This is a genomic window from Nonomuraea sp. 10N515B (assembly GCF_052245915.1).
Taxonomy (GTDB): Bacteria; Actinomycetota; Actinomycetes; order Streptosporangiales; family Streptosporangiaceae; genus Nonomuraea.
Genome location: NZ_JBQQBQ010000007.1, coordinates 204,359 through 223,988, shown reverse-complemented (window position 1 = coordinate 223,988; position 19,630 = coordinate 204,359). Strand labels below are relative to the sequence as shown.

At 71.0% G+C, this 19,630-nt stretch carries 16 protein-coding genes; 7 read left to right on the top strand and 9 right to left on the bottom strand.

Translation table 11 applies throughout. From position 1 onward, the window contains the following. The first annotated feature begins 3 nt into the window (after nt 1-3). Genes kdpB through ACTWQA_RS12950 form a run of 3 tightly spaced genes read left to right on the top strand, consistent with a single transcriptional unit; the run spans nt 4 to nt 5,591 of the window. Complete coding sequence (gene kdpB, locus ACTWQA_RS12960; protein ID WP_443159471.1) at nt 4-2,208, top strand: potassium-transporting ATPase subunit KdpB; 2,205 nt, start codon at nt 4-6, stop codon at nt 2,206-2,208. Beyond that, nucleotides 2,209-3,063: a potassium-transporting ATPase subunit C gene (locus tag ACTWQA_RS12955; protein ID WP_443159470.1), complete on the top strand. Its 855-nt coding sequence runs from the start codon at nt 2,209-2,211 to the stop codon at nt 3,061-3,063. It begins immediately after the preceding gene. Then, nucleotides 3,060-5,591, top strand: coding sequence for a DUF4118 domain-containing protein (locus ACTWQA_RS12950; RefSeq protein WP_443159469.1), 2,532 nt, complete (start codon nt 3,060-3,062; stop codon nt 5,589-5,591). The genes ACTWQA_RS12955 and ACTWQA_RS12950 overlap by 4 nt, the downstream gene beginning before the upstream one ends. A gap of 20 nt (nt 5,592-5,611) precedes the next feature. Here the strand turns inward: ACTWQA_RS12950 and ACTWQA_RS12945 are convergent, their stop codons facing one another. From ACTWQA_RS12945 to ACTWQA_RS12920, 6 genes are all read right to left on the bottom strand, one after another. Further along, the gene (locus tag ACTWQA_RS12945; RefSeq protein WP_443159468.1) at nt 5,612-6,592 is read right to left on the bottom strand and encodes a threo-3-hydroxy-L-aspartate ammonia-lyase; all 981 of its coding nucleotides are present in this window, start codon (nt 6,590-6,592) and stop codon (nt 5,612-5,614) included. A 118-nt stretch (nt 6,593-6,710) separates the two neighbouring features. After that, a complete protein-coding gene (locus ACTWQA_RS12940) occupies nt 6,711-8,708 on the bottom strand; it encodes a BTAD domain-containing putative transcriptional regulator (RefSeq protein ID WP_443159467.1) in 1,998 nt (665 codons plus the stop codon). A 176-nt stretch (nt 8,709-8,884) separates the two neighbouring features. Next, nucleotides 8,885-9,574 (bottom strand): response regulator, encoded by a 690-nt coding sequence (locus ACTWQA_RS12935; protein ID WP_443159466.1) that lies wholly within the window; start codon nt 9,572-9,574, stop codon nt 8,885-8,887. Further along, nucleotides 9,544-10,665 (bottom strand): hypothetical protein, encoded by a 1,122-nt coding sequence (locus ACTWQA_RS12930; protein WP_443159465.1) that lies wholly within the window; start codon nt 10,663-10,665, stop codon nt 9,544-9,546. The genes ACTWQA_RS12935 and ACTWQA_RS12930 overlap by 31 nt, the downstream gene beginning before the upstream one ends. Further along, nucleotides 10,658-11,839 (bottom strand): sensor histidine kinase, encoded by a 1,182-nt coding sequence (locus tag ACTWQA_RS12925; RefSeq protein ID WP_443159464.1) that lies wholly within the window; start codon nt 11,837-11,839, stop codon nt 10,658-10,660. The genes ACTWQA_RS12930 and ACTWQA_RS12925 overlap by 8 nt, the downstream gene beginning before the upstream one ends. Nucleotides 11,840-11,920: 81 nt before the next feature. Further along, nucleotides 11,921-12,748, bottom strand: coding sequence for an AraC family transcriptional regulator (locus tag ACTWQA_RS12920; RefSeq protein WP_443159463.1), 828 nt, complete (start codon nt 12,746-12,748; stop codon nt 11,921-11,923). Here ACTWQA_RS12920 and ACTWQA_RS12915 point away from each other — a divergent pair. Next, complete coding sequence (locus tag ACTWQA_RS12915; protein WP_443159462.1) at nt 12,747-13,289, top strand: TIGR03086 family metal-binding protein; 543 nt, start codon at nt 12,747-12,749, stop codon at nt 13,287-13,289. The genes ACTWQA_RS12920 and ACTWQA_RS12915 overlap by 2 nt on opposite strands. Nucleotides 13,290-13,370: 81 nt before the next feature. Here ACTWQA_RS12915 and ACTWQA_RS12910 read toward each other — a convergent pair whose 3' ends face one another. The 3 genes from ACTWQA_RS12910 to ACTWQA_RS12900 form a co-directional block, all read right to left on the bottom strand. Next, nucleotides 13,371-14,129: an SAM-dependent methyltransferase gene (locus ACTWQA_RS12910; protein ID WP_443159461.1), complete on the bottom strand. Its 759-nt coding sequence runs from the start codon at nt 14,127-14,129 to the stop codon at nt 13,371-13,373. A 111-nt stretch (nt 14,130-14,240) separates the two neighbouring features. Continuing rightward, entirely contained in the window at nt 14,241-14,615 is a 375-nt protein-coding gene (locus ACTWQA_RS12905) for a hypothetical protein (RefSeq protein ID WP_443159460.1), read from the bottom strand. Between the two features lie 99 nt (nt 14,616-14,714). Next, nucleotides 14,715-15,905 (bottom strand): cytochrome P450, encoded by a 1,191-nt coding sequence (locus ACTWQA_RS12900; protein ID WP_443159459.1) that lies wholly within the window; start codon nt 15,903-15,905, stop codon nt 14,715-14,717. An 86-nt stretch (nt 15,906-15,991) separates the two neighbouring features. On the opposite strand from ACTWQA_RS12900, the gene ACTWQA_RS12895 reads away from it, so the two are divergent. The 3 genes from ACTWQA_RS12895 to ACTWQA_RS12885 all read left to right on the top strand — a co-directional run bounded on the left by ACTWQA_RS12895 (nt 15,992) and on the right by ACTWQA_RS12885 (nt 19,571). Next, nucleotides 15,992-16,573 carry a TetR/AcrR family transcriptional regulator gene (locus tag ACTWQA_RS12895; protein ID WP_443159458.1) on the top strand — a complete coding sequence of 194 codons (582 nt, stop codon included), beginning with the start codon at nt 15,992-15,994 and terminating at the stop codon, nt 16,571-16,573. 132 nt (nt 16,574-16,705) lie between these two features. Continuing rightward, nucleotides 16,706-17,155 carry a MarR family winged helix-turn-helix transcriptional regulator gene (locus tag ACTWQA_RS12890; RefSeq protein WP_443159457.1) on the top strand — a complete coding sequence of 150 codons (450 nt, stop codon included), beginning with the start codon at nt 16,706-16,708 and terminating at the stop codon, nt 17,153-17,155. Beyond that, nucleotides 17,133-19,571 (top strand): PEP/pyruvate-binding domain-containing protein, encoded by a 2,439-nt coding sequence (locus tag ACTWQA_RS12885; protein WP_443159456.1) that lies wholly within the window; start codon nt 17,133-17,135, stop codon nt 19,569-19,571. Before ACTWQA_RS12890 ends, ACTWQA_RS12885 begins: the two co-directional genes overlap by 23 nt. Nucleotides 19,572-19,630 lie beyond the last annotated feature (59 nt).

Sequence of the window (19,630 nt, the reverse complement as noted above, 5' to 3'; positions counted from 1 at the left end):
AACATGTCCACCCAGACACTGAAGGCACCGGGCCGTACCCCGTCCGGCCAGGGCGGGAAGGTCGGCGGCGGGCTGCTCGACCCCAAGCAGATGATCAAGTCGCTGCCGGACGCGCTGAAGAAGCTCAACCCGGTGACCATGTGGCGTAACCCGGTGATGTTCATCGTGGAGATCGGCGCGGTGTTCACCACCCTGCTGGCGATCGGTGACCCGTCGTGGTTCGCCTGGGCGATCGTGGTGTGGCTGTGGCTGACCGTGGTGTTCGCGAACCTGGCCGAGGCCGTGGCCGAGGGCCGCGGCAAGGCGCAGGCCGCCACGCTGCGTGCGGCCAAGCGGGAGACCACCGCCCGCCGGCTGAAGAGCCCGACGTCGCGTGAGTGGGACGTGGTCGGCGCACCGGAGCTCCAGCAGGGCGATGTCGTGATCGTCGAGGCCGGGGAGATCATCCCCGGGGACGGCGACGTCATCGACGGCATCGCGAGCGTGGACGAGTCGGCCATCACCGGCGAGTCCGCCCCCGTGATCCGCGAGTCCGGCGGCGACCGGTCCGCGGTGACCAGCGGCACCAAGGTGCTCTCCGACAAGATCATCGTGCAGATCACCCAGAAGCCCGGCGAGAGCTTCGTGGACCGGATGATCGCCCTGGTGGAGGGCGCGAATCGGCAGAGGACGCCGAACGAGATCGCGCTCAACATCCTGCTCGCCGCGCTGACCATCATCTTCCTGGTGGCCACCGCGACGATGCAGCCGCTGGCGATCTTCTCCAAGTCCATCAACCCGGGCGTGCCGGACTCGCTCGCCCTGACCGGCGACGGTGTCACCGGGATCGTGCTGGTGTCGCTGATCGTCTGCCTGATCCCGACCACGATCGGGGCGCTGCTGTCGGCCATCGGCATCGCCGGCATGGACCGCCTGGTGCAACGCAACGTGCTGGCCATGTCCGGCCGCGCGGTCGAGGCCGCCGGGGACGTGTCCACGTTACTGCTGGACAAGACCGGCACGATCACCCTGGGCAACCGGCAGGCGAGCGAGTTCGTCCCCGTGAACGGCGTGAGCCAGGCCGCGCTCGCCGAGGCCGCGCAGCTGTCCAGCCTGGCCGACGAGACACCCGAGGGCCGCTCCATCGTCGTCTACGCCAAGCAGGCGCACGGGCTGCGCGAACGCCGGCCGGGCGAGCTGGCGCATGCCGCGTGGGTGCCCTTCACCGCGCAGACCCGCATGTCGGGTGTCGACTTGGCGCCGGACTCGGGCGCGTTGGGTACTGCGCCGGACTCGGGCGCATCGCATACTGCGCCGGACTCGGGCGCCGCCGGCCGCAAGGTCCGCAAGGGCGCCGCGACCGCGGTGATGAAGTGGGTACGCGATCACGGCGGCCACCCCACCGACGAGGTCGGCCACCTGGTCGACGGCATCTCCGGCTCCGGCGGCACGCCGCTGGTGGTCGGCGAGATCAAGGACGGCGTCGCGCATGTCCTGGGCGTCATCCACCTCAAGGACGTGGTCAAGGCGGGCATGCGGGAACGCTTCGACGAGATGCGCCGCATGGGCATCCGCACCGTCATGATCACCGGTGACAACCCGCTGACCGCCAAGGCCATCGCCGACGAGGCGGGGGTGGACGACTTCCTGGCCGAGGCCACGCCCGAGGACAAGCTCGCGCTCATCAGGAAGGAGCAGGAGGGCGGCCGCCTGGTCGCGATGACCGGCGACGGCACCAACGACGCCCCCGCCCTGGCCCAATCCGACGTCGGCGTGGCCATGAACACCGGCACCAGCGCCGCCAAGGAAGCCGGGAACATGGTCGACCTGGACTCCAACCCGACCAAGCTGATCGAGATCGTCGAGATCGGCAAACAGCTGCTCATCACCCGGGGCGCGCTGACGACGTTCTCCATCGCCAACGACATCGCCAAATACTTCGCGATCATCCCGGCGATGTTCGCGGCGGTCTATCCGGGCCTGGACGCGCTCAACATCATGCGCCTGGCCAGCCCGCAGTCCGCGGTCCTGTCGGCGGTGATCTTCAACGCGCTGGTGATCATCGCGCTGATCCCGCTCGCCCTGCGCGGGGTGCGCTACCGGCCCTCCAGCGCCTCCAAGCTGCTGTCGCGCAACCTGTACGTCTACGGCCTGGGCGGGATCATCGTCCCGTTCATCGGCATCAAAATCATCGACCTGCTGATCCAGTTCCTTCCGGGGATGTCATAAATGAACCGCATGCCCAGCTGGGTCCGCCAGCACCTGGCCGCGCTACGGGCGCTGCTCGTGCTCACGATGGTCACCGGCGTCATCTACCCGCTCCTGGCCACCGGGGTGGCTCAGGCGCTGTTCACCGGCAAGGCCAACGGCTCGCTGGTGGAAAAGGACGGCAAGACCGTCGGCAGCGCGATCGTCGGCCAGTCGTTCACCGACGCCGGCGGCAACCCGGTCAGGACGTACTTCCAGTCCCGCCCGTCGGCCGCCGGCGACGGCTACGACCTGACCTCCACCGCGGCCAGCAACCTCGGCCCCGAGGACATCATCGACACGCTGCCGGACCCCGGCGGCGCCGATGAGGCCGCCAAGGAAGGCAAGCAGTCGCTGCTCACCCAGGTCTGCGCCCGCTCCAAGGCGGTCGGCGAGCTGGAGGGCGTCAGCGGCGCCCGCCCGTACTGCACCCCGGACGGGGTCGGCGCGGTGCTCAAGGTCTTCCCCGACCACGCCGTCAGCGTCAACCAGGCCTGCCCCGCCGCCCCCTTCATCGCCACCTACCAGGGGCTGAAGGTGGAGTGCGCCCAGCCCGGCGCGGACTACGCGGCCGGCAGGACCGTGCCGATCCGCGGAAACGTGACCACGGTGCAGGTGCCGGCGGACGCGGTCACGGCCAGCGGCTCCGGCCTGGACCCGCACATCTCCTCCGCCTACGCCGAGCTCCAGGCGCCGCGCGTGGCCAAGGAGCGCAGGCTACCGCTGGAGCGGGTGAAGGCGCTGATCGCCGAGCACACCACGGCCCGCGCCCTCGGCTTCATGGGCGAGCCCGCCGTCAACGTGCTGGAGCTCAACCTGGCGCTGGACCGCTCATGAGAAGGGGCCGCCTGCGGGTCTACCTCGGGGCGGCCCCCGGGGTGGGCAAGACCTACGCGATGCTCTGCGAGGGCCGCCGTGGCCTGGAGCGCGGCCGGGACGTGGTCGTGGGGTTCGTCGAGACCCACGGCCGCCCCCGCACGGCCGCCCTGCTGGAGGACATGGAGATCATCCCCCGCGAGACGCTGACCTACCGGGGAGCGACCTTCACCGAGCTCGACACCGATGCCGTCATCGCGCGCAAGCCGAAGGTGGCGCTGGTGGACGAGCTGGCGCACACCAACGTGCCCGGCTCGAAGAACGCCAAGCGCTGGCAGGACATCGAGGAGATCCTGGACGCCGGCATCGATGTGATCTCCACCGTGAACGTCCAGCATCTGGAGTCCGTCAACGACGTCGTCCAGCAGATCACCGGCATCCCGCAGCGCGAGACCGTGCCGGATGAGGTGGTGCGGCGGGCGAACCAGATCGAGCTGGTCGACATGTCCCCCGAGGCGCTGCGCCGCCGCATGGCGCACGGCAACGTCTACGGCCCCGAGAAGGTCGACGCGGCGCTGTCGAACTACTTCCGGGTCGGCAACCTCACCGCGCTGCGCGAGCTGGCCCTGCTGTGGGTCGCGGGCAAGGTCGACGACCAGCTCGACCGCTACCGGGCCGAGCACGGCATCGCGGGCACGTGGGAGGCGCGCGAGCGCGTCGTCGTCGCGCTGACCGGCGGTCCGGAAGGCGACACCCTCGTCCGCCGGGCCGCCCGCATCGCCGCCCGCACCAAGGGCGCCGACCTGCTGGCCGTCCACGTCACCAGCGCCGACGGACTGGCCGGTGGCGACCCGGCCAGTCTGGCCCGCCAGCGCTCGCTCGTGGAGAGCATGGGCGGCAGCTATCACCAGGTGGTCGGCGACGACGTCCCGCGGGCGCTGCTCGACTTCGCCCGCGGCGTCAACGCCACCCAGCTCGTCCTCGGCGCTTCCCGGCGCGGCCGCTTCGCGCAGATCCTCTCCCGTGGGGTGGGCGTGGAGACCACCGCCCTGTCCGGCCCCATCGACGTGCACCTGGTCACTCATGAGGAGGCCAAGAAGGGCCGCCGCCCCGAACGCTCCCGGGCGGCGCTCACGAGAAAACGCCGGCTGACCGGCTGGGCGACCGCGGCTATGGGGCTGCCGCTGCTGACCGCCGCGCTCGCCCCGTTCCGCGACGTGATCTCGCTGCCCAGCGAGATCCTGGTGTTCCTGTGCCTGGTCATCGCCGTCGCGCTGATCGGCGGCACCTGGCCGGCGATCAGCGCGGCGGTGGCCGGCTCGCTCCTGCTCAACTGGTTCTTCACCCCGCCGGTCGGACAGCTCACCATCGCCGACCCGGAGAACCTGCTGGCGTTGATCGTGTTCGTGCTGGTCGCCGCCGCGGTCAGCACGATCGTCGACCTGGCGGCACGGCGTACCAGGGAGGCGGCGCGGGCGCGCGCCGACGCCGAGGCGCTGTCCACGCTGGCCGGGCACGTGCTGCGCGGCGAGGCGGCGCTGCCCACGCTGCTCAGCCGCCTGCGTGAGACGTTCGCCCTGGAGTCCGTCACGCTGCTCGAACGCCTCGGCGAGCCCACCCCCGACGACACCTCCGAACCCGCCGCCTGGCGCATCATCGCCACCTCCGGCGCCGCCCCCTGCACCGCCCCCGCCACGGCCGACACCGACGTCGCCATCGACGACCGGCTCGTGCTCGCCGCCCGCGGCCGGCTGCTGGACGCCAGCGACCGGCGGGTGCTGGAGGCCTTCGCCGCCGAAGCCGCCGTCGCGCTCCGCCAGGAACGCCTCCAGCAGGAGGCCGACCAGGCCAAACCCCTGGCCGAAGCCGACAAGATGCGCACCGCGCTGCTCGCCGCCGTCAGCCATGACCTGCGCACCCCGCTGGCGGCCGCCAAGGCCGCCGTCGAGAGCCTGCGCAGCCGCGACATCACCTGGACCGCCGAGGACCGCGAGGAACTGCTGGAAACCGCCGACGAATCCCTTGACCGGCTCGACCGGCTGGTGGAGAACCTCCTCGACATGAGCCGCCTGCAGGCCGGCGTGCTCGGCCTGTCCCTCCAGCCCACCGCCCTGGACGAGATCATCCCCCGCGCCATCGACGACCTCGGCCCGCTCCGCGACCGCGTCGACGGCGACGTCCCCTTTGACCTCCCGGAGATCGTCGCCGACCCGGCGCTGCTCGAGCGCGTCCTGGTCAACCTCATGAGCAACGCCGCACGCTTCAGCCCGCCCGGCCAGAGGGCGCTGATCAGCGCCAGCCGGCACGACGACGTGGTGGAGATCCGCGTCGTCGACCGCGGCCCGGGCATCCCGCCCGAGGCCCACCAGCGGGTCTTCCAGCCGTTCCAGCGGCTCGGCGACCGCGATCCGCATTCCGGGGTCGGCCTCGGGCTTGCGCTGTCACGCGGGCTCGCCGAGGCCATGGGCGGGACCCTCACCCCCGACGAAACCCCGGGAGGCGGCCTCACCATGATCGTGACCATGCCGATCGCCTCGCTCGCGCGGTGACGGCACGCCAACCGGCGGGTCTATCCCTGAGGCAGGCCCGCGCACAGCTCGGCGAAGCGGCGGACGTCGATGTTGCCGCCGGAGACGATCAGGCCGATCCGGGGCGGCACGCGGTCCAGGCGGCCGGCCAGCAACGCGGCCAGCGGGGTGGCGCCGCTCGGCTCGATGACGATCTTCATGCGCTCGAACGCCATCCGCATCGCCTCCCGGATCTCGTCGTCGGAGACCAGCACGATCTCATCGACCAGATGCCTGTTGATCGAGAAGGTCAGCTCGCCCGGGATCTCCGCCGCCTGGCCGTCGGCGATCGTGCGCGGGACGGGGACCGACACCCGCCGGCCCGCGCTCAGCGACCGCTTGGTGTCGTCGCCCGCCTCGGGCTCGACGCCGATCATCCGGATGCCGGGGTGCAGGCCCTTGGCCGCCGTCGCGCTGCCCGCGATCAGGCCCCCGCCGCCGACGGGCACCAGCAGCGCGTCCAGCTCGCCGACCTCCTCGAGGAGCTCCAGCGTGGCGGTGCCCTGCCCGGCGATGACGTGCGGATGCTCGTAGGGAGGGATCAGCGCCAGCCCGCGCTCGGCGGCCAGCGCCTCACCGATGGCCACCCGGTCGCCGGTGTAGCGGTCATAGGTGACGATCTCGGCGCCGTACGCGGCGGTGGCCTCCACCTTGGAGCGGGGCGTGTCCTCGGGCATGACGATCACCGCGGTGCTGCCCAGCTCGCGGGCGGCCAGGGCGACGGCCTGGGCGTGGTTGCCGGAGGAGTAGGCGGCGATGCCCCTGGCCAGCTGCTCGGGTGAGAGCCGGGAGACGGCGTTGTAAGCGCCACGGAACTTGAACGCGCCGATGCGCTGGAAGTTCTCGCACTTGACGAAGACCTCCGCCCCGGCCAGGGCGTCCAGCGTGCGGGAGCGCAGGACGGGCGTGCGGTGGGCGACGCCCTTGAGCCGGGCGGCGGCGTCGTGGACGTCGTCCAGGGTGACCGGGAGTGCGGTGGTCATGCGTGCTCCTCGTGCGCGGTGTCTTCGGATGGGCGGTGACGGTCAGGCCCGGGCAGGATCACTCTGCCAGGCGCCGACGTCGTCGCCAAACGTCATGGGCGGCGCATTCCGAGCAGGTTCATGATCCGCCTCGGCCACCTCCGTACGCGTGCGCAGACGCGCGTCCCGCAGGAGCATGAGGGACTCTCGGCCGGTCCGCCTTGATGCCAGGAAGATCCCGGCTCGCGGGGTGGAGGCAGGTACCGGCGGTGATGGCGGTCCCCAGGCAATGGTGAAGGGCACGGTGGACGGCGGCGGCGCGGTCGGGCCCGGGGATCTCGTGGCCGGCCTGTTCGCGTGCGTACAGGCGGATGAGGTCGTGGAGCCGGTAGCGGCGGGAGCCTGCCGATTCGAGGAGGCCGGCGTTGCGGAGGCGGTCGAGGGCCGCCTCCGCCCGGTGTTCCGGCCAGCCGGCGAGCGCGGCGGCGGCCGCCGGTGTGTGCGTGGGCGTGTCGAGCAGGCCGAGCAGCGACAGCAGGCGCGCCGCGTCCCGGCCGGTGGGTTCCTCCCGCAGGTGCTGGTGGCTGAGCGCGATGCCCGCGCGTACGGCCAGGTCGGCGTACTGGAGCAGATCGAGGCGGCGCGGGGCGTCGGCCAGCCGCTCGGCCAGGCAGGCCAGGGTCCAGCCGGGACGGGAGGCCAGCCGGGCGCCCACGATGCGGACGGCGAGCGGCAGTCCACCGCAGAGCCGGACGATCTGGGCTGCCGGCTCCGGCTCGGCCTGGACGCGTGCCGGTCCCGCGGTGCGCGCCAGCAGGGTGGCGGCGTCGGCGTCGGCAAGGCCGGCGAGGTGCAGGTGGTGCGCGTTCTCCAGGGTCTCGAGGACATCGCGGCTGGTGATGACGACGGCGCAGTCCGCTCCGGTCGGGATCAACGGGCGCACCTGTGCGGCGTTGCGCGCGTTGTCGAGAATGACGAGCAGGTTGCAGGCCGCGGTGAGCGAGCGGTAGCGAGCCGCGGCCTCGTCCGGCTCCGCTGGTACGGCGGCGCCGTCGAGCCCCAGCGAGCGCAGCAGCCGCCGCAGCGCCTCGATCGAGGAGAGCGGCGTGAGCCCCGTGGTGGCTCCCTGCAGGTTGACGTAGACGACTCCGTCGGTGAACCGGTCGGCGATGGCGTGTGTGGCATGGACGGCCAGCGCGGACTTGCCGATGCCGCCGGGACCGTCGATGGCGGCCACGGCGGGCATCCCCTGGGCGGGTCGGGTGAGCACCTCGCGCAGCCAGGCGACCTCGTCGGTGCGGGCGGTGAACGCCTGCGTGTCAGCGGGCAGTTCGGCCGGGATGATCGGATCTCCGAGCACGGTCTCCTGCGCGGGCGAGGCCAGGTCGAGCACGGGATCGCCGGCCAGCACGGCGCGATGCAGCCTCTGCAGCTCGGCACCCGGCTCTATGCCCAGTTCGGCGACGGCGACGCGCCGGGCCTCCTGATAGACCTCGAGCGCTTCCGACGGACGGGCCGCCCGATACAGCGCCAGCATGAGCTGAGCACGTGGACGCTCCCGCAAGGGATTGGCCTCGACGTGGGGCACGAGGTCGGGCACCGCCGTGTGGTGACCGCCGGTGGCCAGGCGCAGGTCGACGTGGTCCTCGAAGGCCGCCAGGCGTTCCTCTTCCAGCCGGACGGACTCGATCTGGGCCCACGGCGCGCTCACCTCGGCGAGCGCCGTGCCCCGCCACAGGGCGAGGGCCTGCCGGAACAGGCTGTCCGCGGCGGCCGTACCCTCCTGTGTCCTGGCGGCACGTGCCCGCCGGACCAGGCGAGTGAACAGGTGAGCGTCGATGTTGTCGCGGGGCAGGGTGAGGACATATCCACCGGGAACGGTCTCGATGATCTCGTTGCCCGCGTGGGGCGCGAGCAGTTCCCGGAGTTTCGACACCACGATATGGAGCTGCTTGTCGGCGGTCGCGGCCCAGCTCTCCGCCCACACGTCAGTGATGAGTTGTTTCGCGGTGACCGGCTGCCCGGCGCTGATCGCGAGCCTGGCCAGCACCCCGATCCGCCGCTGCCCGGTCAGCCGCAGCGGCTCCCCGCCGGCCAGCACCTGCCACGGGCCGAGAATCTTGATGTCCAGCTCCATCGGGAGCGCTCCCCTTGTTCTCCTGCGCGGCAAAGGCATCTCCCTGCCCTGTGAACCGCCGCGGAGCTGCGCCGAGGTGTCATCGCCCGCCACCCCTGGCGGGCACGCGCGCGGCTTGGCCGCGACCGATCGCCACTCTACGAAGACCAAGGGCCCGCCGGTGTCCGGTGAACGCCCTACAACGGGGACGCCGTCTCGTTGAGCTCAGCGAGCGTGATGAGTCCGTCGTCAAGGGCACGCCCGACGAGCTCGCTCTTGGTACGGGCCGCCCGCCCCACATTGGCGTACTTCACCCGTACACGCGCGATATAGGTGTCAACGGTCTTGACGGTGATGTTGAGCTTCGCGGCGACCAGGTCCTTCGACGAGGACACGAACCACGCCCGCAGCACCTCGGTCTCGCGCTGGGACAGCCGCGGCCGGCCGGGGGTGTCGTCGGCGATGAGCGCGCCGGACAGCGACGGCGCGGTGTAGGGCTCGCCCCGCGCGGCCGCCCGGATGGCCGGTACGAGATGGTCGGGTCCCTCGCGCTTGGTCAGGTAGGCGAGCGCGCCGAGATCGACGCATTTGATCGCGATCGCATCGTCGGTGTGCTGCGAATACACGATCACGCGCCTGCCGTTGTCGACCAGCCTGCGAAGCTCGCCGAAGTCCGGTCTGCGCGGCACCAGCTCCAAGTCGAAGATCACCACGTCGGCGGCGGCGCCCGGTCCGGTCCAGACGTCGCCGAGCCGGTCCCCCGCGTCGATGAGATGGATCGGCGGCACGGCTTCAGAGCACCAGGAGCGGACGCCGGCGGCGATGGCCGCGTGATCATCCACGATCACCGCAGTGATCAATTCGTCCGCTGCAGCGTCGGCTGCCATGTGACCTCCATCCAGACCGTGTCGTCGTTGGTCAACGCCTCGACCCGTACGCCCGGTGTCGCCGGGCTCGGCACGTCCACCTCGCCGCAGTCCGCGACGACACTGACCGACACCAGGTCCGCACCGCCCACGACGGTGACCCGCGCCCGTGAGGCGGCGGTGGCGAGCACGGTGAGCACCGCCTCGGTGAGATCGCGCCGTACGGCCACGGGCGGCGCGGGCCATCGGCCGCGCGCGTCCAGTTCCACCACGACGCCCTTGCGGTCGGCCACGTCGGCGCAGTGGCGCAGCTCGTGGAGCAGGGGATTCTCGACGGTGTCGGACTCGGCGAACAGCCGCCGCATCCTGGCCGCCTCGATGGCGCAGCGCCGCTGAACCTCCGGGTCCTCCGGGCACAGCGAGCCGTCGGCGAGTCCTTCGAGCAGCGGAACGGTGGCCACGGACAGCTCGGCGAAGCGCTGCCGCCTGCGGCGGTGGGACTCCGCCGCGACGGCCTCGGCGACGCGTACCCGCTCGATCTCCCTGCGGGAGGTCGCAGCGGCCGCGCTGAGGCGGCGCAGGACGGCCGCCACCACGGCCATGCACAGCGGGAAGCCGACCACGCTCACCGAGCCCGTGGCGAACCGGGCCAGCGCCGGCCGGCTGGGGTCGTCGAACAGGAGCAGGTGCAGCAGGGCCGTGAGCTCGTGGGCGATCAGGAAGGCCGCCGCAGACCGCAGTGGACGGTCGAGCAGCACGACGACGCCCACCCAGTTGGCGGCACCGAAGATCCAGTCCGTGCCGCTCGAGGTGCGCCCGTCCGGCAGGGTCGCATACGACAGCGCGGACGCGGCGAGCACCACGGCGATGGCGGGCCCGCGCAGCCGGCCCCATGCCCGCCCCCGGACGAGGAGCACAGCCTCGCCGACGATCACGGACCCCAGCGCGGCGAAGGCGGCCAGCTGCGCCGGCGCCGACTCATAGACGTCCAGGCGGGGCAGCAGGTTAGCCAGGCCGAGCACGAACACGGTCGCCGCGGCGACGAGCAGCGTCGCGATCCGCAGCCCGTGCCCCAGCTGCGCCCGCGCCCGCTCCTCCACGACGTCAGTCATCGGCGGCGCTCCACTCCAGCCGTACGAGGGTGCCCTGGCCCTCGGCCGACGTGATCGTAGCCGTGCCGCCGAGGCGGCTCATCCTGCCGCGCACGGACTCGCGCAGGCCGCGCCGGGTGGCCGATACGTCTTCCGGCGAGAATCCCCTGCCCTGGTCGGCGATGTCGAGCCGCAGCGACCGGGCGTCCCCGCGCAGCCGGACCGTCGCCCGGGTCGTGCCCGCGTGGCGGCGCACGTTGGTGAGGGACTCCCGCGCCGCGTCGGCGATCGCCCTGGCGACCTCGAACGGAAGCCGCAGCCGCGCCGGGGCGTCGAACTCCACGGTCAGCTGCACGGCGTCGAGGTCGGCCCGTAATAGGTCGACGAGGTCGGCGTGCCGGGGCGCGCGCCCGTCGTCGGAGCGCAGCCTGTCCAGATCGCGGCGTGCCTGCGGCGCCAGCCAGTCCGCGTCCGACCGCACCTGCCCGATCCCGACCATCAGCAGGGTCGTCGCCGCGGTGTCGTGCAACGCGTTGGCGAGCTCACGCTCCTCGGCACGGACGGCCGCGGCCACCAGCGACTCGGCATGTGCCCGCGCGGCCTCGGCCGCCATCCGGTCGGCCCGTTGCGCGGCGCGGTGAACGAGCACCCAGGCCGCTCTGGACAGCGCGGCGGCCGGTATCGCCCACATCACCCCTGTGACCAGGGTGCTGTCCGCCTGCACCGCTCCCGCCGCGGTGAGGAGGGCCACCGCACCGCCTCCTGCCGCCACCGCCGCCACGCCGCCCGCGAGCGGCGAGGTGTGCCACTGGCACGTCACGCAGGCGAAAGTGATCAGGAGCCGCAGCCACCCGGTGTTGCGGTCCTCGACGGCGTCAGTCCAGAAGATGCTCGCGCACAGACCCAGCAGGACGACCACGTCGAGGGCGACCGGCGCGGTCCCCTGGCCCGCCCGCAGCCACCACGCATATCCGCAGGTCCAGGCCGCCGCGACGCCGGCAGCCACCGCGGTGGCCGTCAAATGCTCGGGCGGGGCGCGGAACAGGGCGATCGCGCAGATGGGGACGAGCGTCGCCAGGCGCACGGCGGCCGCGTACCGGCGGCCGAACCGCACCAGCAGCCGCGCCGCCTCTCCCGCCACCCCGTCACCTCGCAGTCGCCCGCTCGCGATCTCACCGTGACGCAGCTTAACCACTCACCGTAAGATGATCGACTCCACGGTGACGCTCTTCGCCACGTGGAGGCGCCAGGTCGCCGTGATCAGTGGACGTGGGGTTCAGGCCTGATCTCTGAGCCGGGCGTAGGCCGCGGGTGGCATGCCGACCGCGGCGGTGAAGTCGCGCGTCAAGTGAGCCTGGTCGGTGTAGCCGAGCTCGGCGGCCAGCGTGGCGAGGTCGAGGCCCTGGTAGACCCGCTCCGCGGCCTCGTGCAGCCGGAAGCGGCGGATCACCCACTTGGGGCCGATGCCGACATACTCCCGGAACAGCCGCTGCAGCGAGCGCACCGACCGCCCTGATCGGGCGGCCAGCTCATCGACCCTGGTCATGGACACGTCGTTCTCCGCCATCGCCACCAGTGCCGCGACCTCGTCCGTCAGCGGATCCTGCTCCGGCCCGAGACTCAGCAGGAACGTCTCGACGTGCGCGATGGCGGCCCTGGCGTCGGGTTCGGCCACGACCTGTTCGACCAGGGTCGCGCCCGCCGCGCCGTACATCTCGCCGATTTCCGTGAAGCGGCCGGTCAGCTCGGACACCGGGCCGCCGAGGAACGGCCGGAAGCCGCCGGGGCGGAAGCGCGTGCCGAGCGCGCGGCCGCTGCCCCGCATCGTGTAGGAGAACCCTCCCTTGATCACTCCCGCGACTTGGTGGAAGTCCTCGGTGATGGTCAGGTTGACGGTGGGGTGCGAGACGATGCGCTGTTCGTACGGCTCGGCGAGGTCGGTCCACGTGACAACCCAGAAGTGCTCCACATACGCCGAAATCTCGGGCGATGGCGCCTGCCGGACGTAATCGAAGGCCCTGAGCCCCGCATATGGGTTGACCCAGCCGCGCTGTCGCGTTTTTACAAGCCGCCCCGAGGGCTGGCGGGACACGATGGCTGCCATGGAAGACATGATGCCGCTGATGACGCGCGCCGCCGAACGGACCGCGGGAGTGGTGCGCGCGGTGCGTCCGGAGCAGTTCGGGCTCTCGACGCCCTGCGCCAAGTTCGACGTCAAGGACCTGATCAACCACCTCGAGTGGGTGGCGGAGATGTTCGAGTCGCTGGGTCGCAAAGGGCCGAGCATCGAGCAGGGGCCCTACGCGGGCGACTTCCCCGAGCGCGCGGAGCGCATGCTGAGCGCCTGGTCGCGGCGCGAGGCGTGGGAGGGCACCAGCCCCGCCATGGGCCTGCCGATGACCGCGCTGGCCCAGATGTACCTCGTCGACATGGTGGTGCACGCCTGGGATCTGGCCAGAGCCACGGGGCAGGAGTACGAGCCGGACCCGGCGGCGCTCTCCCAGGCTATGGACTTCACCGCGCAGATGGTGGAGATGGGCAGGCAACGCGGCGCCTTCGGCCCGCCGGTGGCCGTGGCGGACGACGCCCCGCAGTTCGACCGCCTGCTCGGCATGATCGGCCGCGATCCAGCCTGGACACCGTGACGGCCGTCCGGCGAGCCTGAAGCGCGCATGGCCACGCGCCGGCCCGCCGGATGAAGGTCATTCCCGGCACCCACACAGTGCTCACATCTTCCGGCCGACCCCGCCGTAGGCGTCGAGCTCACGGCCGTCCGAGCGCCAGTGGTTGACCGTCACCACGCCCGGCTCGACCAGCTCCAAGCCGTCGAAGAAGCGTGCGATCTCCGCGGGAGTGCGCTGAATGTAGGCCACGGCGCCGCTGTCGTTGTACTGCTCCTGAGCCTCCGCCCCCGCGGCGCTGTGGACGTTCGTGCCGTCGTTCAGTGCCAGATAGCTGCCCGGCGTCAAGGCGCCCATCAGCCGGGCGACGATCGACAAAGCCTCGTCCAGGTCGGCGATGTGGCCCATGATGCCGCTGAGGTTGAGCGCCACGGGCTTGCCGAAGTCCAGCGTCTTCGCGGCGGTCGTCAAGATGGTCTCGGTGTCGCGCACGTCCGCGTCGATGTAGTCGGTGGCGCCCTCCGGCGCGCCGACCAGCAGGGCACGGGCGTGGACCAGCACCAAAGGGTCGTTGTCGACATAGACGATCCGCGACTCGGGGGCGATGCGCTGGGCGATCTCGTGGGTGTTGTCCACCGTCGGCAGGCCGGTGCCGATGTCCAGGAACTGCCTGATGCCCGCCTCCTCGGTCAGGTAGGTGACGGACCGGGCAAGGAACGCCCTGGACGCCCGGGCGAGCTCGACGACCTCGGGGAAGATCTTCTTGTACTCCTCCCCCGCGATCCGGTCGACCTCATAGTTGTCCTTGCCACCCAGCCAGTAGTTCCAGATGCGAGCGGAGTGCGGCACGTCAGTGTCGATCATGAAGTTCTCCTTCCGGGGGAGCTGCCGTTCAGGCACCTGATTCTCGCCTGGGATCCATCTGCCCAAGGAGACGTTGCGCTTCTTCGAGACGCGATGGAGACGGCATGGTGATCATGCTAGCCCGTGAAGCGTGGGATTCTCGTGCTCGTCCTCGTACGTCGCATGCTTCTCGTGCTTGTGCCCCTGCGGCGCTCCGCCGGCGTCGGCGTCTCCGTCGCGGCCACCGTCGTCGGTATCGGGGGACGTGAGCGTGGAAATGTGGTTGAGGGTCGCCGAGTTGATGTTCAGCACATTCTGAGCCCTTGGCGTCAAGCGGATCTTGACAGTGCTGCCCGGCGGAATGGCGCCTTGATCGGGGAAGGGAAATTCGTTTCCGTCCAGCAGGGTGACGTCGTTCGGGCACGCGGCCAGGCCGGTGCTGCGCTCGCGGAATTGGTCGAAGACGATCACCTGGACGGGGCCGACGGAATCCTCCGGCTGGCTCACCGACAGCTCGACCCTCGGGGTCGTGTCGCGTGAATCAACGTCTGAATCCGCGGATTTCACGCGTTCACGGGCGGCTCATGCGTGCCGGTGTCACGGCGCTCACCAGCTCACCGGAAGTGCGGTCAGCCCGGCGGTGAGCACCCGCGGGTCGACATGCACCTCCTCCACGCCTACGGCCAGAGTCAGCGTGGGGAAGCGGGCGATGAGCTGGGAGAACACGACGCCCAGCTCCAGCCGGGCCAGCGGGGCGCCGATGCAATATCGGGCGCCGTGGCCGAAGCTGAGATGACCGGCCTCCCGGCGGGCGATGTCGAACCGGTAAGGCTCGGTGTAGACCCCGGCGTCGTGATTGGCCGCGCCGGTGTCCAGCAGCACCAGGTCTCCCTCGTGAATGCGCACACCCGCGATTTCCATGCTGGTGCGGGCGTAGCGGGGAATGCCACCGCCGCCCAGCCTTGGGGCCCGCAGAATCTCCTCCACGGCCACGTCGATCCCGGACGGGTCGGCTATGAGCGCCTGCCACTGGTCAGGGTTGGCGAGGAGCCACAGCACACCCATGCCGATCGCGACCACCGTGGTCTCGTGGCCGGCGAACAGGAGGAACATGCCCATCATGGCCGCCTCGTCGTCGCTCACCCCTTCGGTCATGGCCAGGCGGCTGATCACATCCGTTTCGCCGTCGTTGATCCGGCCTTCGCGCCGCCTGCGTGCCACCAGCCGCTGGCCATAACCGAAGAGCTCGGCCAGCCCCTGCTCGGAGCGCGCCTGATCGGTGACGTCGGCCGCGGCCTGGGTCCACGTGCGAAACTGCGCCCGGTCGTCGTACGGGACCCCGAGCAGCTCACAGATCACCGCGATCGGCAGCGGCACCGCCAGCGCCCCGTGCAGGTCGGCGGGCGGCTCCTGGGCTGCCAGCTCATCCAGGAGCGCGCTGGTCAGGGCCTCCACCCGGGGGCGCAGTGCCCGCATCCGCTTGGGAGAGAAGTGCGGCTGCAGCAACGCTCGCATCCGCCGATGATCGGCCTGTTCGGTGTCGAAGCCGCCCAGCGCCCCGCCGAAGAGAGCCGACTTGCCCGTACGGGACGCCGTTTCGGGCGTGCGGTGGGAGCGGCCGAGGCGGTCGTCGTCCAGCAGTGCCTGCACCAGCTCGTATCCGGTGACCAGCCAGGCCGGATCACCGACGGCGGTGCGGATGGGGTGGATCGGCCCTTGTTCCTGCAGCCGGCGCAGGAGCGGTGCCGGCTGCAACGGTCCCGGCTGTTCGAAGGGCAGCTGGAAAGCAGTCGTCATGCTGATCTCCTTGGTAGACGGAGGTTTGTAGACTTCTATGTATACAAAGCTACTTGTAGACTGTGGATTCGACAAGAAAGGACGAGATGACGTCGACCAGCGGGCAGACACCGGTGCGCCGGCTGCGCAGGACAGAGCGGCGGGAGCAGATTCTCGATGCGGCCACGCAGGCCTTCGCCCGCTCCGGTTATGCCGCCACGAGCCTTGACGACGTCGCCAGGGAGGCGAGCCTGACGCGGGCGCTGCTGTATCGGCACTTCGACTCGAAGGCCGACCTTTACCGCGCCGTGCTGGATCGCGCGTGCCAGCGGCTGGTCGAGACCGTGGGCGAAGACGACTTCGACGAGACCTCGATTCCGTCGCTCCTGCGTGCCGCCGCAGCCGACCCGGACGCCTTCCGGCTGCTGTTCCATCACGCGGCGCGGGAGCCGGAGTTCCGCGAGCTGATCGACTCGATCACGACGGCCTCGGCCGAGATCGCCCGGAGCAACCTGGCCAAACGCGTCCCCGCGGGTCCTTGGCTGGAGTGGGCCTCCCGTCTGATCCCCACGCTGACGATCGAGGCCGTGATCGCCTGGCTCGACTCCGGTCAGCCGGATCCGGAACAGGCCGCCGCACGGGTCGACCAGGCCGTGAAGGGCGTCATCGCGGCCGCTCAGCCGCGTTGACGCAGAGCTCCCCGCAGCCTGCGGTCCGCTGAAGCTCCAAATGTCCCTGAAAAAAGCGCATGGGCAGACGGTCCAGGAAGCCCGCCGGTGGGCTAATTTAGTTGCTAGATAGCAACCAGTGTGGGTGAGCACATGAATTTCCGGCAACGCCTGATCGAGGTGACCACCTCGATGCAGCGCGACCTGCTGCCGTCGCTGACGCGGATGTACGAGGGCGACGACCTGCGGGTGCTGGATCGCGTCGTGCTTCAGGTGCTCGACCGGGACACCGCGCCGACCGTCAAGGAGCTGGCCGCCCTGATCGGGCGTTCGGTCTCGTGGACCAGCCGCCTCGTTGACTCGCTTGTCCGGCGCGGGCTGGCCGAGCGGCACGAGGACGAGGCGGACCGCCGGGTGCGCAGGGTTCGCCAGAGCGAGAAGGGGGCAGCGCTGCTGCGCAGGAGCTTGGAGATCCGGGTCGACGTGCAGATGGCGCTCTGGAATCACTTCACGGAGGAGGAGCGGGAGGTCGTCCTCCGCTCACTGGAGATCTACGCAGAGGCCGCGAGGAGGATACGGGATGAAACTCATCCATCTATCTGAGATCGACTCTTCCATGATCGATCTCGTGGGTGGCAAGGCCGCCGGGCTCGGCGAGATGATCAAGGCGGGTGAGCGGGTTCCGGACGGCTTCTGCCTGACCGTCGAGTCCTACACCTCCAGAGATCTCCCGGAGAGTGAGCTGATCGCCGCCTACGCGCGGCTCGGCGGCGGGCGCGTGGCCGTGCGTTCCAGCGCCACCGCCGAGGACCTGCCGGACGCCAGCTTCGCCGGCCAGCAGGACACCTATCTCAACGTCGAAGGCGCCGATGCGCTCATCGATGCGGTCCGCAGGTGCTGGGACTCCCTGCACACCGAACGGGCCGTGGCCTACCGCGCCACGGCGGGCGTCGCGGACGCCTCCATGGCCGTGGTGGTCCAGCGCATGATCGACCCCGTGGTCGCGGGTGTGCTGTTCACCGCCAACCCGATCAGCGGCTGCCGCACCGAGATGGTCGTCGACGCCGCCCCCGGGCTGGGCACCGCCATCGTCGAGGGCACGGTCGTCCCCGACCACTACGTCTTCGGTCACCAGGCGCCGGCCGTGCCGAACGGCGACGGATGCCTCGGCGAGGCGCAACTCGACGAGCTGCGGGACGCCGGGCGGCGGTTGGGAGAGCACTTCGGCTCGCCGCAGGACATCGAGTGGGCGATCGATGCGGACGGCACGCTGTGGCTGCTGCAGTCCCGGCCGATCACCACCCTGTTCCCGGCCCCGCCTGACACCGGCGACATGCGGCTCTACCTCGAGTTCGGCCACCTCCAAGGGATGCTCAGGCCGACCACGCCGATGGGGGTGTCGCTGCTCAAGACGGGGTCGGGCATGTGGTTCACGGAGATGGGCGCCTCCATCGATCCGCGCGATCCGCTGCCTCGGCTGATCCCCATCGGCGGGCGGCTCTACTTCGATCTGACCGACTTCATGCGCAACACGTCGATGCGGAGGCGGCTGGGGACTTCTCTGCAGGTGTACGGCCCGCGGGTGCAGGGCGCCGTGGAGCGCATGCTGGACGATCCGCGGTTCGCCCCGCGGCCCGGCCTGCCGTTCCATCTCGGCAATGCCGTGAAGATGACGGCACGGCTGGCGCCCCGCGCGATCGCCGGCATCGTCAGGAGCCTGGCGCGTCCGGACACGGCCCGGGCCAGGGCCTATCGCGCCGTGGCGGAGATCAGGCGCCAGATCACGCCGCCGGCCGAGCCGGCCACGTCGGCCGAGCGGCTCCGCTGGGTGATCGAGGACTCCCACAAGCCGGTCATGGGTCCCGGCATGCTGCGGCTGGTGTGGCCGCTGATAGCCGGGATGATCGCCGGCACGGCGCCCTCAGGGCTGCTCGACGGCGTCGCCGCCGACGACGAGCTGGACGTCGTCCTCGGCGGGATGCCCTACAACGTGACCACGGAGATGGACCTCGCCCTCTGGAGGATCGCGGTTCACGCGCGGGACCACCGCGACCTGTTCCTCGGCACCCCGCCGGCGGAACTCGCCGCGAGGTATCACGCGGAGGACCTCCCCGACATCGGGATGGCCGGCTTTCTCGACAGATACGGCATACGCGCGGCCGCCGAGATCGACGTCGGCATGCCCCGCTGGGAGGAGGACCCCGCTCCCCTCTTCGCCACGATCGCCAACTACCTTCGCGTGGACGACCCCGAACAGGCGCCCGACCGGCGGTTCGAGCAGGCCGCCCAGAAGGCGGAGCAGATGATCGACACGCTGTCGCGGCGAGCGCGGCGCACGCGACCGGTACGCGGGCGGCTCGCGACGTTCCTGATGCGCCGCTCGCGCAAGCTCACCGGGCTCCGGGAGATCGGGAAGTTCGCCTGGCTGCCGGCGATCCAGGGCGCGCGGCGGCAACTCCTGCTCATCGGAACCGACCTGGCCGCGCGCGGCCTGCTGGAGCGCGCCGGCGACATCATGTTCCTCGACCTCTTCGAGGCCCGCGCCGCCGTACACGAGGGAGCCGACCATCGGGATCTGGTCGCGGCGCGCCGCGCCGAGTACGAGCGGGAGCTGCGGCGACCCACCGTCCCGGGAGCCCTCCTGTCGGACGGGACCGACGTGGAGGCGCTCGCCCCGCAGGGACCCGTGGAAGAGGGGGTGCTGACCGGGATGGCAGGGGCCGCCGGCAGGGCGACCGGCAGGGCGCGGGTGATCCGCGACCCGGCCGGCGCGCACATCGAGCCGGGCGAGATCCTCGTGGCCCCCACGACGGATCCCGGCTGGACCCCGTTGTTCATGACGACGGCGGGACTGGTGACCGAGACGGGCTCGCCGGTGGCACACGGTCCCACCGTGGCCAGGGAGTACGGCATCCCAGCGGTCATCTGCGTCCGCAACGCCACACACGAGATCAAGACGGGTCAGCTGATCACGATCGACGGGACCGCGGGCACGGTGCGGGTGGAGGAGAACGGCTGACGGCTGACGGCTCAGTCGGATAGCCGGCGCGTTTTCGGGATAGGGGGTGTGTGGGGGAT

Bases quoted from the DNA above. Each gene is read 5' to 3' on its own strand.
- ACTWQA_RS12895 (WP_443159458.1), top strand. From the start codon at position 15,992: ATGACGTCGACCAGCGGGCAGACACCGGTGCGCCGGCTGCGCAGGACA.
- ACTWQA_RS12945 (WP_443159468.1), bottom strand. From the start codon at position 6,592: ATGACCACCGCACTCCCGGTCACCCTGGACGACGTCCACGACGCCGCC.
- ACTWQA_RS12935 (WP_443159466.1), bottom strand. From the start codon at position 9,574: ATGGCAGCCGACGCTGCAGCGGACGAATTGATCACTGCGGTGATCGTG.
- kdpB (WP_443159471.1), top strand. From the start codon at position 4: ATGTCCACCCAGACACTGAAGGCACCGGGCCGTACCCCGTCCGGCCAG.
- ACTWQA_RS12955 (WP_443159470.1), top strand. From the start codon at position 2,209: ATGAACCGCATGCCCAGCTGGGTCCGCCAGCACCTGGCCGCGCTACGG.
- ACTWQA_RS12890 (WP_443159457.1), top strand. From the start codon at position 16,706: ATGAATTTCCGGCAACGCCTGATCGAGGTGACCACCTCGATGCAGCGC.
- ACTWQA_RS12885 (WP_443159456.1), top strand. From the start codon at position 17,133: ATGAAACTCATCCATCTATCTGAGATCGACTCTTCCATGATCGATCTC.
- ACTWQA_RS12940 (WP_443159467.1), bottom strand. From the start codon at position 8,708: ATGGAGCTGGACATCAAGATTCTCGGCCCGTGGCAGGTGCTGGCCGGC.
- ACTWQA_RS12930 (WP_443159465.1), bottom strand. From the start codon at position 10,665: ATGACTGACGTCGTGGAGGAGCGGGCGCGGGCGCAGCTGGGGCACGGG.
- ACTWQA_RS12915 (WP_443159462.1), top strand. From the start codon at position 12,747: ATGGAAGACATGATGCCGCTGATGACGCGCGCCGCCGAACGGACCGCG.
- ACTWQA_RS12920 (WP_443159463.1), bottom strand. From the start codon at position 12,748: ATGGCAGCCATCGTGTCCCGCCAGCCCTCGGGGCGGCTTGTAAAAACG.
- ACTWQA_RS12910 (WP_443159461.1), bottom strand. From the start codon at position 14,129: ATGATCGACACTGACGTGCCGCACTCCGCTCGCATCTGGAACTACTGG.
- ACTWQA_RS12950 (WP_443159469.1), top strand. From the start codon at position 3,060: ATGAGAAGGGGCCGCCTGCGGGTCTACCTCGGGGCGGCCCCCGGGGTG.
- ACTWQA_RS12900 (WP_443159459.1), bottom strand. From the start codon at position 15,905: ATGACGACTGCTTTCCAGCTGCCCTTCGAACAGCCGGGACCGTTGCAG.